At 38.5% G+C, this 13,086-nt stretch carries 13 protein-coding genes; all 13 read left to right on the forward strand.

The genetic code is table 11. From position 1 onward, the window contains the following. The first annotated feature begins 522 nt into the window (after nt 1–522). Nucleotides 523–1,029, forward strand: a complete 507-nt coding sequence (locus tag CLHUN_RS16270) for a hypothetical protein (protein WP_080065693.1) — start codon at nt 523–525, stop codon at nt 1,027–1,029. 117 nt (nt 1,030–1,146) lie between these two features. After that, complete coding sequence (locus CLHUN_RS16275) at nt 1,147–2,157, forward strand: AAA family ATPase (protein WP_080065694.1); 1,011 nt, start codon at nt 1,147–1,149, stop codon at nt 2,155–2,157. A gap of 3 nt (nt 2,158–2,160) precedes the next feature. Further along, nucleotides 2,161–2,880: a nicotinamide riboside transporter PnuC gene (pnuC, locus tag CLHUN_RS16280; RefSeq protein WP_080065695.1), complete on the forward strand. Its 720-nt coding sequence runs from the start codon at nt 2,161–2,163 to the stop codon at nt 2,878–2,880. A 204-nt stretch (nt 2,881–3,084) separates the two neighbouring features. After that, nucleotides 3,085–3,480: a hypothetical protein gene (locus tag CLHUN_RS16285; protein ID WP_080065696.1), complete on the forward strand. Its 396-nt coding sequence runs from the start codon at nt 3,085–3,087 to the stop codon at nt 3,478–3,480. 53 nt (nt 3,481–3,533) lie between these two features. After that, the gene (locus CLHUN_RS16290; protein WP_080065697.1) at nt 3,534–4,190 is read left to right on the forward strand and encodes a DUF3885 domain-containing protein; all 657 of its coding nucleotides are present in this window, start codon (nt 3,534–3,536) and stop codon (nt 4,188–4,190) included. Between the two features lie 589 nt (nt 4,191–4,779). After that, nucleotides 4,780–6,108 carry an extracellular solute-binding protein gene (locus CLHUN_RS16295; RefSeq protein ID WP_080065698.1) on the forward strand — a complete coding sequence of 443 codons (1,329 nt, stop codon included), beginning with the start codon at nt 4,780–4,782 and terminating at the stop codon, nt 6,106–6,108. Between the two features lie 373 nt (nt 6,109–6,481). Continuing rightward, nucleotides 6,482–7,108, forward strand: a complete 627-nt coding sequence (locus tag CLHUN_RS16300; protein WP_340148342.1) for a carbohydrate ABC transporter permease — start codon at nt 6,482–6,484, stop codon at nt 7,106–7,108. Nucleotide 7,109: 1 nt separating this feature from the next. Continuing rightward, on the forward strand, nt 7,110–7,949 hold the full coding sequence (locus tag CLHUN_RS16305) for a carbohydrate ABC transporter permease (protein WP_080065700.1): 840 nt from the start codon (nt 7,110–7,112) through the stop codon (nt 7,947–7,949). A gap of 39 nt (nt 7,950–7,988) precedes the next feature. Continuing rightward, on the forward strand, nt 7,989–8,648 hold the full coding sequence (gene deoC, locus CLHUN_RS16310; protein WP_080065701.1) for a deoxyribose-phosphate aldolase: 660 nt from the start codon (nt 7,989–7,991) through the stop codon (nt 8,646–8,648). 30 nt (nt 8,649–8,678) lie between these two features. Next, nucleotides 8,679–9,743 (forward strand): galactitol-1-phosphate 5-dehydrogenase, encoded by a 1,065-nt coding sequence (locus CLHUN_RS16315; protein ID WP_080065702.1) that lies wholly within the window; start codon nt 8,679–8,681, stop codon nt 9,741–9,743. Nucleotides 9,744–9,766: 23 nt separating this feature from the next. Beyond that, nucleotides 9,767–10,807, forward strand: coding sequence for a zinc-dependent dehydrogenase (locus tag CLHUN_RS16320; protein WP_080065703.1), 1,041 nt, complete (start codon nt 9,767–9,769; stop codon nt 10,805–10,807). 41 nt (nt 10,808–10,848) lie between these two features. After that, nucleotides 10,849–12,354, forward strand: a complete 1,506-nt coding sequence (gene glpK, locus CLHUN_RS16325) for a glycerol kinase GlpK (protein ID WP_080065704.1) — start codon at nt 10,849–10,851, stop codon at nt 12,352–12,354. A gap of 26 nt (nt 12,355–12,380) precedes the next feature. Then, nucleotides 12,381–13,085 (forward strand): SDR family NAD(P)-dependent oxidoreductase, encoded by a 705-nt coding sequence (locus tag CLHUN_RS16330; protein ID WP_080065705.1) that lies wholly within the window; start codon nt 12,381–12,383, stop codon nt 13,083–13,085. Nucleotide 13,086: the final 1 nt, after the last annotated feature.

A 13,086-nucleotide genomic window follows, 5' to 3' on the forward strand; every position in this document is an offset into this window, starting at 1 on the left:
AGGAGCAATGGGACCGGAGGGAGCAGAGCGACTATGCGGCAAGCCGGGTACAATAGAAGAGGCGAGCGCTGCCATAGGGCAGAAGAAGCGAAGGCGTTTATTGCGCAGCGCAAGGAGCAATGGGACCAGAGGGAGCAGGGCGACTATGCGGCAAGCCGGGTACAATAGAAGAGGCGAGCGCTATATTTGTAAGCAGATAAATATATTAATTAACCGTGTTAGGTATTCTCATTTTAAGGAATATCTAAGGCGGTTTTTTGTTGTTCTTTAAAATAAAATTTACAAAAAATAAAAATACCTATACCTCCACCATTATTGCATTCTTTATTGATACTTCTGAATAATAATTGTACAATGAAAGTAAATTTTCACAATTAAGGGTAGATTATGGATAAAGAGATTAAAGAAATATCAGAATGATTAGGAAACTAAAACATGTTCAAATAAATAATACCTTATGGTTGCAGTATTGAGGAAAGGTTACTGGATTATTTAGATATTTTATACATAATCGGAGGTTTTATGAAAAAACGGTTACATAGAAAAATATTAATTTTTACCAGTGCTATTATACTTATAATTGCTCTTATATTTGCAATCTATCCATATAAAACTGGACTAATGTTTAACTTTAAAAAAATAACTTATTCAGACAAGAAAATAGTGAGCGAGTATTTTAATATAGATATTTCGGATAGTTCATATATTAAAGTATTAAGCATTGAAACGGATTTATATCAATTCGATTATGTAATGGAGGTCGAGTTAGTTATCCCGGAACAAGATATTAATAAGACATTTCGTAATTATAAAAATATGCAAAAATTAACGGAAGCCCGAGGATGGTTCGCTAGCCAGCTTTTCATTGATTGGGGAATTAACAAAAATAATTTTGATTATGAATATAGATGGGCTGAAAATGCAAGAAGAACCCACTTTCTTGGATTAGGCGATACTCAGACACAAAAAAGTCCCAATATTATTTTTACGAAACCAGTTAACGGAATGGTTTTTGTTTTTATGACTTGAGATAAACTTGGTTGGGAGTAAGCGTTGTATAAGGTTATCTGTATGATAATTTTGCATTAAATGTCTGACCGGAATAAAGATGTATTTTAATAAAAATTAATAAGATTGGATGACAAAATGAAGTATAAATGTGGAATGTATGGAGGCTCATTTAACCCACTGCATCTGGGACATGTGAGATGTATTATTGAGGCGGCTAACCAGTGTGAAGAGTTGATATTGGTTATAAGTGAAGGTATTAATAGAGACGAAATCGATATAAGGGTGAGATACCGCTGGGTATACCAGCTAACAAAGCATATAGGCAATGTGAGATTATTTGTCTTGCAGGATGCTGCCAAAAACAAGGAAGCTTATACCGAAGAATACTGGATGAAGGACGCTGGTAAGGTCAAAGAATTTGCAGGAAAAAAGCTAGATGTTGTTTTCTGTGGAAGTGATTATGACAATAACAGCTTTTGGGCCAAATGTTATCCGGAAGCCGAAACGATTTTTTTGCAGAGAGATGATATATCCTCAACTAAGATCAGAGAAAATGTTATGGCTCATTGGGAATGGCTTCCCAATAGCGTAAAGCCTTATTATGCAAAAAAGGTACTGCTGATAGGGGGAGAAAGCACTGGAAAATCAACTCTGGCGATTAATCTGGCAAACTACTATAATACCAACTATTTAGAGGAAGTAGGAAGGGATATATCTGAACGCTCTGGAACAGATATGTTAATGCTTCCGGAGGATTTTACAGATATCCTTTTAATACATAAGATTAGGGAAAGAGAAGCTCTTCTACACAGCAATAAAGTGCTTTTTGAAGACACGGACTGTCTGATTACCAAGTTTTATATTCAGTTTCTTAATGGAAAAGGCAAGGCTGTGAACGAAAAGCTGGCCGATGCTATATCAGAACTAAACAATTATGATTTGATACTTTTTTTAGAACCCGATGTCAGATTTGTTCAGGATGGTGACAGGAGTCCGGTAATAGCAGATGACAGGGAGCATTACAGCAATAGGATAAAGGAACTGTACAAAGAAAGAAAATACAATATTGAGATAATATCGGGCGATTATCAGGAGAGATTCTCGAAGTCGGTCAGTCTGATTGATAAATTACTTGGGAGAGCATAGAAGATGATTGAATTAGAAAATAAAAAAGACAACAGGCTGACAGATAAACTTGTGAGTTTTATGACACCCTTTCAGTGGTTTGAAGTACTTGTGCTAATTGGTTTTACTGCCTATTTTGCAGCGGTTGATAAAGAAAGTTCAGTGTTGTACCTTGTTATAAATTCGCTTTCAGCAATATGTGGAGTTTTCTGCGTGGTGCTTTGTGCCTCGGGGAAAAGGTCCCAATATTATTTTGGTTTTGTAAATATTGCAGCTTACATTGTAATAGCAATGACAAGCAAATACTACGGACAAGTTGCCTTAAATGCGCTGTATTATCTTCCCACTCAGTTTATAGGCATGTATATGTGGAAAAAACATATGAATGAGGATATAAATGCAGTTAAGTCAAAGAAAATGAGTCCTAAGCAGGTGGGAGGTTATATTTTTGTAACTGCCTTGGGGATTGTAGGCTGTCAATACATATTGGAACTGCTGGGAGGCAAACAAACCTGGCTGGACAGTACTACACTTATAATTTCAATAGTAGCAAATGCACTTATGGTATTAAGATATAAGGAACAGTGGGCTCTTTGGATTGTGGTTGATATTATAACAGTTACCATGTGGATACTGGCTGGAGACATGATTCAGGTGTCTATGTGGTCAGTATATCTTCTGAATGCATTTTATGGTTTTTATAAGTGGTCAAAGATGAATAAAGTGAATTTTGAGAATGAATAATTCAATCTATACTCGTGATATGAATAGTAGCTTAGCCTGCTAAAAAAAATATGTAGTGACATCTTTACGGGAGATTTAAATGGAAAACAAGATTAATTGTTGGGGATGCTATGGTGGAATTAAAGAAGCAATAAAAGCATTATAACAATTGATGGAAAAGCATGGTTGACTGATGTCCAAACATAGAAAAATAGAGGTTTAAGTATGTTAGTTTTTGAAATCTCAGCTATCATTAAAATAAATGAAGATGGAATTACCTACTTGGACAATAATGGAAATGAGCAATTTATAGATTTTCATGAATGTAGAAGAAATTGGGCAGAGCATGTTAATACATCAGGACAGTACATAACTTGGGATGGAGAGCCGATTAAAAATATTGCAGAAGCAGATACTACCTGCGTTGGGAAGCGAGATTGGTTCTCAGCTAAGCCATATTATGAATTTTTTACAAAGCCTATAGTCAGGTTTGAGATAATACCAAAAAGAAAGCTCTGGGAGATTTTTAATAGACGATGGGTTCATAGGTACTATCCTCAATTTCATGCCGTACAAACAAAAATCGATGAATTGGGCTGGACCACATTTGATATGGGATAAGTAGTAACACAATAATTGTAGCACAGTACACTTAAAATTATTGGAGGACAATAATGCGTGATAAATTAAGAGTGGAAAGCTATCTGAAAGAGCATTTCCCCAATATACCTTTAGAGTCACCGCTGTTTTATAAAGCTCCTATAGGTATAAGATTTGAGCTTGGCGTACCATACAGAGGTTTAAACAGGCGTGAGTATTTTACATATGTCTGTCTTAGAGCAAGCATGATTTTTCAGGAAGTATTTAAGCCAGAAGAGGATATGATAGTTGTTGTAAAAAAATATCGAAGTATTGAACCATATATTTGTATTAACCAAGGGGAGGAGGTTTTTCCAAAGTATATAAAAAACAATAAGTTTGTAGACCAAGTTGATAGTGTTGAAATAGAAAAATACGTTGAAGCTGATGGTGAATTATCTGGGATTAGCACTCAGCAGACATTGTTTTGTAAAGCAAATGATATAGATTATATGGGTATGCTTAAAGCCAAAGCACGCCAAGACTTTGGGGTACTCCCATTTATTTCAGATGGAGTTTTCTTTATAAATGCTAAGAAGAATATTATTTTTTACATGTATGATGATAGAGGATTGGATTTAGTGGCAGAAAATAAAGAAAGTCTTTTACCATTATATAAAAAGTTTAATGATTGGATTTTAAACTACGATAGGGAACGGATAAATGAAGTTTTTATGAATAAAAATTCATAGACATTGTAGTAGATAAATAATGTAATTTGGTTGGCATAAAAGAAAAACCTGGGATGCCTGACCATATATTTAATGCGTTACCAAGAAATCTTCAGCAAAAATACTTTATGAAAGATAGTAAACAGGAATATAAGTGATTACAAAAATATGTTACTGTTTTCAGAATGTGCAGCTTAGCTGTTTTTGGGTAAGATTTATCCGGAATAAACAATAATATAAAAAAGCGTGTATGATTTTACAGAAAATCTGGAAAATCATACACGCTTTTTTATATTATGCCTCCCTTTGATGTTATTAGCACTGGCAAATTGAAAACAATAGATGTTAAAAAATGTGAATAAATTTATAATTTATGTTAAAAAAGTTTACTGACGTTAATGCGTTTGCATTAAGAAAAGTAACTCCATTTTTGTAATAAAAACCCAGAACATTAGTGATGATGCCTAAATGAGGCCTTATAAAATTACAAAAAAATTGTATAAATCGTTGACATATTATTTAGTAGTAGTATAATTGAATTAAATTAATTTATACTAGCTAGTAACTTAATTTAATAATTTCAAATCATTAAATTTTGGAGGAAAATGATATGAAAATGAGAAAGACAATACTATCCGCACTACTGTCTGCAGCATTGCTGTTGTCTATTACGGCGTGTGGTTCCGGGGACTCCGGAAACGCTGCAAATTCAGGTGATACCTCTCAGGAAACAGGGACTTCAAAGGCAGGTGGAACTACAAAACTGACCATGTGGCATATTCAAACACAGGAAAATGTTGCTGAAATCATTAACGCATCAATGAAAAGGTTTGCTAAAGATAACCCTGGTTTTGAAATGGAAGCAATTCCTATGCAGAACGATCCGTATAAAACCAAGCTTATTACGGCAATGAGCGCAAATCAGCTTCCGGATGTATTTATTCACTGGACAGGCGGCCCCATGATTTCATATATAGAATCCGATGCAGTATATGACATAACAGATTATATGAACAAGGACAGTTATAAGGATCAGTTCCTGGATGCCGCTATAAAGCAAGCTACATATAAAGATAAAATATGGGCTGTACCTGTAGAAAATGTTTCACCGGCTCTGATGTTCTATAATAAGAAACTATTTGCAGATAATGGCCTCGAAGTTCCAAAGACTTTGGACGAATTTGAAAAAACAAGTGATACTCTTGTTCAAAAAGGTATTATACCTGTTGCGCTGGCTAACAAAACAAAATGGCCCGGATCAATTGTATATGGTTATGTTCTTGACAGAATAGCAGGTCCAACTGCTTTTGCAGATGCGAATAACGGAGTAACCGGTTTTGATACACCTGATTTTCTTGCCGCAGCTCAAAAAATGTCAGACTGGGCCAAAAAGGGGTATTTTGGAAAGGACTATAACGGTATTGACTATGACGCAGGACAAGACAGGCAGTTATTCTATAATGGGAAGGCTGCCATGTATATAATGGGTGGATGGTTCCTGTTTACTGCAAAGGGTGAAAATCCTGACTTTGTCAAAGACGTAGGAGTAATGCAGTTCCCTGCAAATCCTGACAGCAAGGGTAAATCCTCTGAGTATATCGGTACGATGGGTGATAATTTCTACTCAGTATCAAAGAACTCCAAAAATCCTGAGATGGCCTTCAAAGCAATCACTTATCTGCTTGATGATCAAGCAGTTAAAGAAAGAGTTCCTGCTGGTAAGATTCCTCCTCTTAAGGCTATAACTTTAACAGATGATATCAGCAAAATAATTTCTGACAGCGCTTCTTCAGCTACCAGTATGCAGCTATGGCTAGACCAGTATCTTGCGCCAAACGATGCAGAATTGCATAAAGATCAGCTGCAAAAACTTTTAGCAGGCACAATAACTCCTGAACAATATAACAAGAGTATGGCTGATGGCGTAAAGGGTAAATAAATTTTTCAAAAACATACGTAGTTTGTCTCTTTGATAATAACGGTACCTGAAAGGGTACCTGTTATTGTCAAAATACTTAGAAGTGAGAGGATAACATATGGAAGTGAAAAGACAATCCTTGGAAAGTGTGAGAAGGCGGTCTACAGCAATCGTTGCAACTCTTTTCCTATTACCTGTGGCATTTTTCTTAATAGTTTATATTTTCCGGTCAGTAATATACACATTCAAATTAAGTACTCTTGATTGGAATGGAGTAAGCCAATCATCTATTAACATAGGATTGGGTAACTGGAAAACGCTTATACATGATGCTACATTTTTTACTACAATAAAAAACAATATTATTATGGTTATAGCCTGTCTGGTAATACAAATGCCGATAGCATTGGTATTGGCTTATTTATTGGATTGGGCCAACTCAAGGTTCAAGTTTTTGAAGTCTGTATACTTCCTTCCTTTACTTATGAGTTCAGTTGCCCTTGGTTTTCTTTTTAAGCAGTTGTTTGATTCCAATTATGGCCTGGCAGGCGCTCTAATGAAGATTTTTACAGATAGTCCTTTTAATTTGCTGGCAAATGAAAAGACGGCGATATGGGCGGTAATCGGAGTTATATCATGGCAGTTTATTCCCTTCTATATGATTTATTATTTTGCCGGACTTACCTCCATTTCACCTGAATTGTTCGAGGCTGCTGTTATTGACGGAGCTAAGCATCATCAGTACATATTCAGAATCTCTCTTCCGATACTGAGCGATACTATAAAAGCTGCAACAATTATGTGTATAGTAGGTTCCCTGAAATATTTTGATCTGATTTACGTTATGACTGAGGGCGGACCGTCTGGTACCACAGAACTAATGGCCACGTATATGTACAAAAATGCGTTTACACAAATGAAAATGGGATATGGCTCCACCATTGCGGCGGCAATGTTTATCATTATTACAACTATTTCACTTTTCACATTTAAAATGATGAATATGAAGGAGGAGAATTAATATGGCTCGAAAGAAAAAGTTTTCCTTTGCTGCGATTGTCGCCATTATCTTTGCCGTAATATGGATGCTTGTGGCAACATTTCCTTTCCTTTTCATGGCATTTACATCATTTAAACAAAGAAATGAGCTTTTTCAAAGCCCGACTATTTTTTCATTGCCAAAATCCTTGTACCTGGATAACTACAAAGAAATATTAACAGGAAACTTTCTGATTTATTTCAGAAACAGTGTATTGGTATGTGCTATTGGCTTGATTTTGCTGTTGGCGGCCTCAGCAATGGCATCATATGTTTTTTCAAGACTTAAATTTAAAATTAACAAGATAGTGTTTGCAATAGTTATTGCCTGCATGGCCATACCTATTCATGCCACCCTTATACCTGTATTTCTGCTTACAAAGGAAGTTCAGCTCTATGATAATATTATCGGCTTATTAGGACCATATATTGCTTTTAATATTCCTGTATCGGTATTCATTTTAACAGGCTTTATGAAAGGAATTCCGGTTGAGCTGGAGCAAGCGGCCGATGTGGACGGGGCGGGTAAGGTAAGAACTTTTTTAGAGATTATACTGCCGCTGTCAATGCCCGGTCTGGCCACACTGGCAATATATAACGGAATAAATATGTGGAATGAATTCGTTTATGCCTTTGTTCTTACTTCCTCTGTAAAAAGCCGTACCCTTCCATTGGCTATCTGGGAATATCAGGGACAATACGGGATAGATATACCGATGGTTATGACAATACTGACCCTTTCTGCATTACCAATGATTATTGCCTTTGTTGTTTTCCAGGAAAAACTTATAAAAGGCATGATGGCTGGAGCGGTTAAAGGGTAGAAAGCTTTCAATATTATTAGAAAAAGAGGTATACATATTATGTTTAAAGATAAAAAGACATTTGCAAAAATGTTTGATCATACGATACTTAAAGCTGATGCATCAAAGGCGCAGGTGACCAAATTGTGCAATGAAGCACTGGAATATGGTTTCGCATCGGTTTGCGTGAATTCCTGCCATACAAAGCTGGTAGCCGGTATGCTAGAGGGTTCTGATATAAAAACCTGTGTTGTAGTAGGCTTTCCTCTCGGAGCAATGTCAACGGCTGCAAAGGCTTCTGAAACCAAGGACGCTGTTTCTTCAGGCGCCCAGGAAATCGATATGGTTATAAATGTAGGAGCACTTAAAGATAAAGACTACCAGTATGTAGAAAATGATATAAAAGCTGTAGTTGCGGCAACCGGAAAGAAAGCATCAGTTAAAGTTATTATAGAAACCTGCCTGCTCACAGATGATGAAAAGGTAAAAGCCTGCGAAATAGCAAAGACGGCCGGCGCAGATTACGTAAAGACATCTACGGGTTTCAGTACCGGCGGTGCTACAGCATCTGACATAGCATTGATGAGAAAGACCGTAGGGGCTGATATGGGTGTAAAGGCATCCGGAGGAATAAGAGACTATGAAAGTTCAGTTAAAATGATTAATGCAGGTGCTTCAAGAATTGGTGCAAGTGCGACAGTGGAAATAATAAACAAATAACTAATAAAATATATGAATGGAGTGATTTTTATGCCTGATAAAATGAGAGCAGTCCAGTTGTTTGCACCAGGACGTGTAAGCTGCGAACTGATAGATATTCCTGCCATTACAAATCCAAAAAACTTAATAATAAAGGTGCAGGCATGCGGAGTATGTGGTTCTGATATTCCACGGGTAATGAGCAAGGGTGCTTACAGGTATCCTATTGTTATTGGACATGAATTTGCAGGAGAAGTTGTGGAAGCCGGTCCGGATGTCAAAACAGCTAAAAAGGGTGACAGGGTTACTGCAATGCCGCTGGTAAACTGTAAGGAATGTGATTTCTGTAAAATAGGTCAGGCCGTTGCTTGTGATAACTATGACTATTATGGTTCCCGGATTGACGGAGCTATGGCTGAATACATAGAGGTAAGTGAAGAAAATATTGTCCATATACCCGACAGTGTCAGCTATTATGAGGCAGCAATGGCCGATCCTGTTTCTGTTGCACTGCATGCTGTCAGAAAGGCAAATGTGGAGGCCGGACAGACCGTAGTGGTATTTGGCTTGGGCGCTATTGGCTTCATTGCTGTTCAATGGCTGAAAAATCTTGGTTGTCATAAAGTTATTGCAGTTGACATTATTGATGAAAAGCTTGAGCTTGCTGAAAAATTAGGGGCTGACCTTTGTCTTAACGGAGCAAAGTGTGATGCTGTCAAATCAATCATGGAGTACACAGACGGAAGAGGTGCCGATGCTGCCATAGAGTTGGCCGGCAGCACATTTACCCAGGTACAGGCAATTGACTCTGTCAGAAAACTGGGTACAGTTGTATTTTGCGGTATTGCTTATAATGATCTTATGTTGCCGAATAAAACTCTCGGAAAAATTTTAAGAGGAGAGTTGAATATTAAAGGTTCATGGAATTCATCAATAGCACCGCTGCCTATCAATGAGTGGAAGAGTGCATTAATGTTTGTTGAAACAGGGAAAATAAAGCTTAAAGATCTTATTACCCATGTTGTCCGTTTGGAAGACTGTCAGGATGCATTTGAAATGATGTATCACAAAAAAGAGATGTTTACTAAAGTAATATTTGACCCGAATAAAAAATAATACAGACACCAGGAGGTGAAAATATGCTCTCTTATATTTACCATTCAGATAAGACACTGGAACTCAAAGAAGTTCCAAAACCGCAGTTGAAGGGCGAGGGTGCATTAGTAAGGGTAATAGCGTGTTCCATATGCGGAACCGATGTGAGGACCTATAGATTCGGAAGCGCAAAAATTGATGATGGAAGAATAATAGGACATGAGGTAGTAGGAGAAATAATAGAGATTTTACCTGATATCAAGGAGTTTAAAACCGGCGACCGCGTGGCTGTAGCACCGGCTATCGGGTGTGGGAGCTGTTATGCCTGCAAGGCCGGAAAGACTAATATGTGTGAGGAGCTTAAAACAATAGGTTTTCAGTTTGACGGAGGCTTTGCCGAGTATATGGTTATTCCGGCAGAAGCCTTCAAAATGGGTAACGTATATAAACTCCCGCAATCCGATGAATACTCGGTATTCACTTTGAGCGAACCGCTGGCTTGTGCCATAAATGCTCAATCATATCTCAATATTAAAAATGGTGAAGATGTAGTTATATTCGGCTCCGGCATAATTGGCTGCATGCATGCCGAACTGGCTCTGTATTCCGGGGCGAGGAAGGTAATAATAATAGAGACCTCTAAGGAAAGAATAAGACAGGCCGGTGAACTGCTGGACAAAGTAACCTTTATAAATGCCGCTGAAACCGACCCCTTCAGTGAGGTGAGCAGAATAACCGGAGGTAAGGGGGCGGATGTCGTGATAATTGCCTGCTCAGTGGGCAGTGCACAAGCCGATGGTATGAAAATGCTGGCTAAATGCGGAAGGATTTCACTATTCGGCGGATTGTCAGGGGAGTCAACGGGATTTATTGACAGCAATTTAATTCATTATAGAGAAATCAGTGTTTTCGGTGTTCACGCATCAACTCCGGAGCAAAACAAGCAAGCTATGGAGATGATATATAACAATTCAATAAACGTTGAAAAATATGTTACCAGAAGATATCCGCTTAAAGATATAGAACAGGCTTACAAAGATATTGAAGGTGGCAGTATAATGAAAGCTATTATTTGCAATGAGTAAGGCAAGCTTTATTAAAAATAGTTTTAAGTGAGGTTGCTGATATGCATAAGAAATATATTCTGGCTATTGATCAGGGAACAACATCTACTAAAGTAATTGCAGTCAATCATGAAAGCAAGATTATAGATCAAGCCTCAAAGGATATAACACAGTTTTATCCTCAACCGGGTTGGGTTGAACATGATGCTGAAGAAATTTGGGAAACGGTTTTGGATTGTTGCAAACAGATTTTTTCAAGAGGAGTTGTTAAACCTGAGGAAATTGCCGCAATCGGTATAACTGATCAGAGGGAGTCTACCATATTATGGGACCGGGATACGGGGAAGCCCGTTTACCATGCAATATGCTGGCAAAGCCGTCAGACTGCACCAATTTGTGAGCGAATGAAAAAGCAGGAAGGGTTGGAGGAGTTAATCAATGAAAAAACCGGACTTCGGATTGATCCATACTTTTCTGCAAGTAAAATAAAGTTCATACTGGAAAATGTACCAGGGGTCCAGGGACAGGTTGATGCCGGGAAGATATTGATGGGAACTATTGATTCGTGGATAATGTGGAACCTGAGCGGCAAAGAGTCCCATGTAATTGATTATACAAATGCTTCCCGGACACTGCTTCTCAACATTCATACCTTGCAATGGGATGATGAGCTTATAGAAAAAATAGGTATACCAAAACAAATACTTCCCGAACTGAAGCCTTCCTCCTGTGATGCCCTTGCATATACAGCCCCTTCGGCATTTTTCGGACAACGAGTTCCAATATCCGGAGATGCGGGGGATCAGCATGCAGCTACAATCGGACAAGCTTGCTTTGAACCCGGGATGGCCAAAAATACCTACGGTACATCAATGGCATTGTTCATGAATATAGGTGATAAGCCGCTGAAGTCGAATTTCGGACTTACAACTGATCTGGGTTGGGTAATCGACGGAAAGGTTCAATACGCTTTTGAAGGTGTGGTTTTTGTCGGCGGTGCGGTTGTTCAATGGCTTCGTGACGGCTTGGGTATTATAAAGGATGCAAGGGAGTGTGACCTCCTTGCCGAAAAGGTAAAAGACACCGGAGACGTATACATCGTACCTGCATTTGCCGGGATGTGCGCACCATATTGGGACTCTTATGCGAGAGGTACTATTATCGGAGTTACACGGGGAACCACAAAAGAGCATATATGCCGTGCGGCACTGGAATCCATGGGCTATCAAACCAGGGATGTAATTGATGCCATGATAGCTGACACGGGGAAGAAACTGAAGTCGCTCAGAGTGGATGGCGGGGCGACAAAAAGTGAATTTTTGCTCCAGTTCCAGGCCGACATTCTGGGAATCCCGGTTGAATTGCCGGAAGTGACAGATATGGCCGCTTTGGGGGCGTCATACCTGGCGGGGTTGGGTATCGGGTTCTGGAAGGATACCTCTGAATTGAGAAAGCATTGGAAAATAGCCAAAGTCTATTATCCCAAAATGACAAAGGAAGAACGGGACACTTTATATGCCGGCTGGAAGAAAGCTGTTGGCCGTTCTTTGGATTGGGCGAAAAAATAAGGTTTCAGGTACTGCCGGAGGTTTATATGAAAAGGGTTTTGATTACTGGTGTTGCAGGCGGTCTGGGTTTATGCCTGGCTAAGGAGTTTATCAGGAAATCCTATTTTGTTTTTGGCTTTGATAATGAGCATAATGACAAATTAGGCTTACTTAAAGCTGAGTATGCTGACCAATTTGAATTTTTTCGGGTGAACACCGGTGAGGACAAAGCTGTGGATAATGCTGCTGAAATGCTGAAAAAGAAAATTGACAGCCTTGATATAATTATTAATGCAGCAGCAATTCTCCCTCCTGATAGTGCAAATTTATTGGAGGATTTTGATATCTCCCAGGCTATTGAAGTTTTTTCTGTAAATTCACTTGGTCCTCTAAGAATAGTGAAGAGTCTTTTGCCGCTTGTAAAGAACGGTGAGGACAAGCTGATTGTCAATATCTCATCTGAAGCAGGCAGTATGTCCACTCACTGTGATTATATAAACAGATACGATTATTGCATGTCCAAGGCAGCCTTAAATATGCAAAGTATAATACTGCAGCGTTATCTTAAACCTGACGGAATAAAGATACTTGCAGTACATCCCGGCTGGGTAAGGACCAGGATGGGCGGCTGGGATGCTCCCGTTTTACCCGGGGATTCGGCAAAGGGTATAGCAAAACTGGCCGACAAATATATGCACGATTTAGATGCCGGAATATATTTCGATTACGATGGAAATACAAGGTCATGGTAGT

It is taken from the genome of Ruminiclostridium hungatei (assembly GCF_002051585.1).
In the GTDB taxonomy this organism is placed as follows: domain Bacteria; phylum Bacillota; class Clostridia; order Acetivibrionales; family DSM-1351; genus Ruminiclostridium; species Ruminiclostridium hungatei.

What these genes read in the sequence shown, in the direction of transcription:
- CLHUN_RS16270 (WP_080065693.1), top strand. Translation starts at nt 523, where the DNA reads ATGAAAAAACGGTTACATAGAAAAATATTAATTTTTACCAGTGCTATT.
- CLHUN_RS16275 (WP_080065694.1), top strand. Translation starts at nt 1,147, where the DNA reads ATGAAGTATAAATGTGGAATGTATGGAGGCTCATTTAACCCACTGCAT.
- pnuC (WP_080065695.1), top strand. Translation starts at nt 2,161, where the DNA reads ATGATTGAATTAGAAAATAAAAAAGACAACAGGCTGACAGATAAACTT.
- CLHUN_RS16285 (WP_080065696.1), top strand. Translation starts at nt 3,085, where the DNA reads ATGTTAGTTTTTGAAATCTCAGCTATCATTAAAATAAATGAAGATGGA.
- CLHUN_RS16290 (WP_080065697.1), top strand. Translation starts at nt 3,534, where the DNA reads ATGCGTGATAAATTAAGAGTGGAAAGCTATCTGAAAGAGCATTTCCCC.
- CLHUN_RS16295 (WP_080065698.1), top strand. Translation starts at nt 4,780, where the DNA reads ATGAAAATGAGAAAGACAATACTATCCGCACTACTGTCTGCAGCATTG.
- CLHUN_RS16300 (WP_340148342.1), top strand. Translation starts at nt 6,482, where the DNA reads ATGCCGATAGCATTGGTATTGGCTTATTTATTGGATTGGGCCAACTCA.
- CLHUN_RS16305 (WP_080065700.1), top strand. Translation starts at nt 7,110, where the DNA reads ATGGCTCGAAAGAAAAAGTTTTCCTTTGCTGCGATTGTCGCCATTATC.
- deoC (WP_080065701.1), top strand. Translation starts at nt 7,989, where the DNA reads ATGTTTAAAGATAAAAAGACATTTGCAAAAATGTTTGATCATACGATA.
- CLHUN_RS16315 (WP_080065702.1), top strand. Translation starts at nt 8,679, where the DNA reads ATGCCTGATAAAATGAGAGCAGTCCAGTTGTTTGCACCAGGACGTGTA.
- CLHUN_RS16320 (WP_080065703.1), top strand. Translation starts at nt 9,767, where the DNA reads ATGCTCTCTTATATTTACCATTCAGATAAGACACTGGAACTCAAAGAA.
- glpK (WP_080065704.1), top strand. Translation starts at nt 10,849, where the DNA reads ATGCATAAGAAATATATTCTGGCTATTGATCAGGGAACAACATCTACT.
- CLHUN_RS16330 (WP_080065705.1), top strand. Translation starts at nt 12,381, where the DNA reads ATGAAAAGGGTTTTGATTACTGGTGTTGCAGGCGGTCTGGGTTTATGC.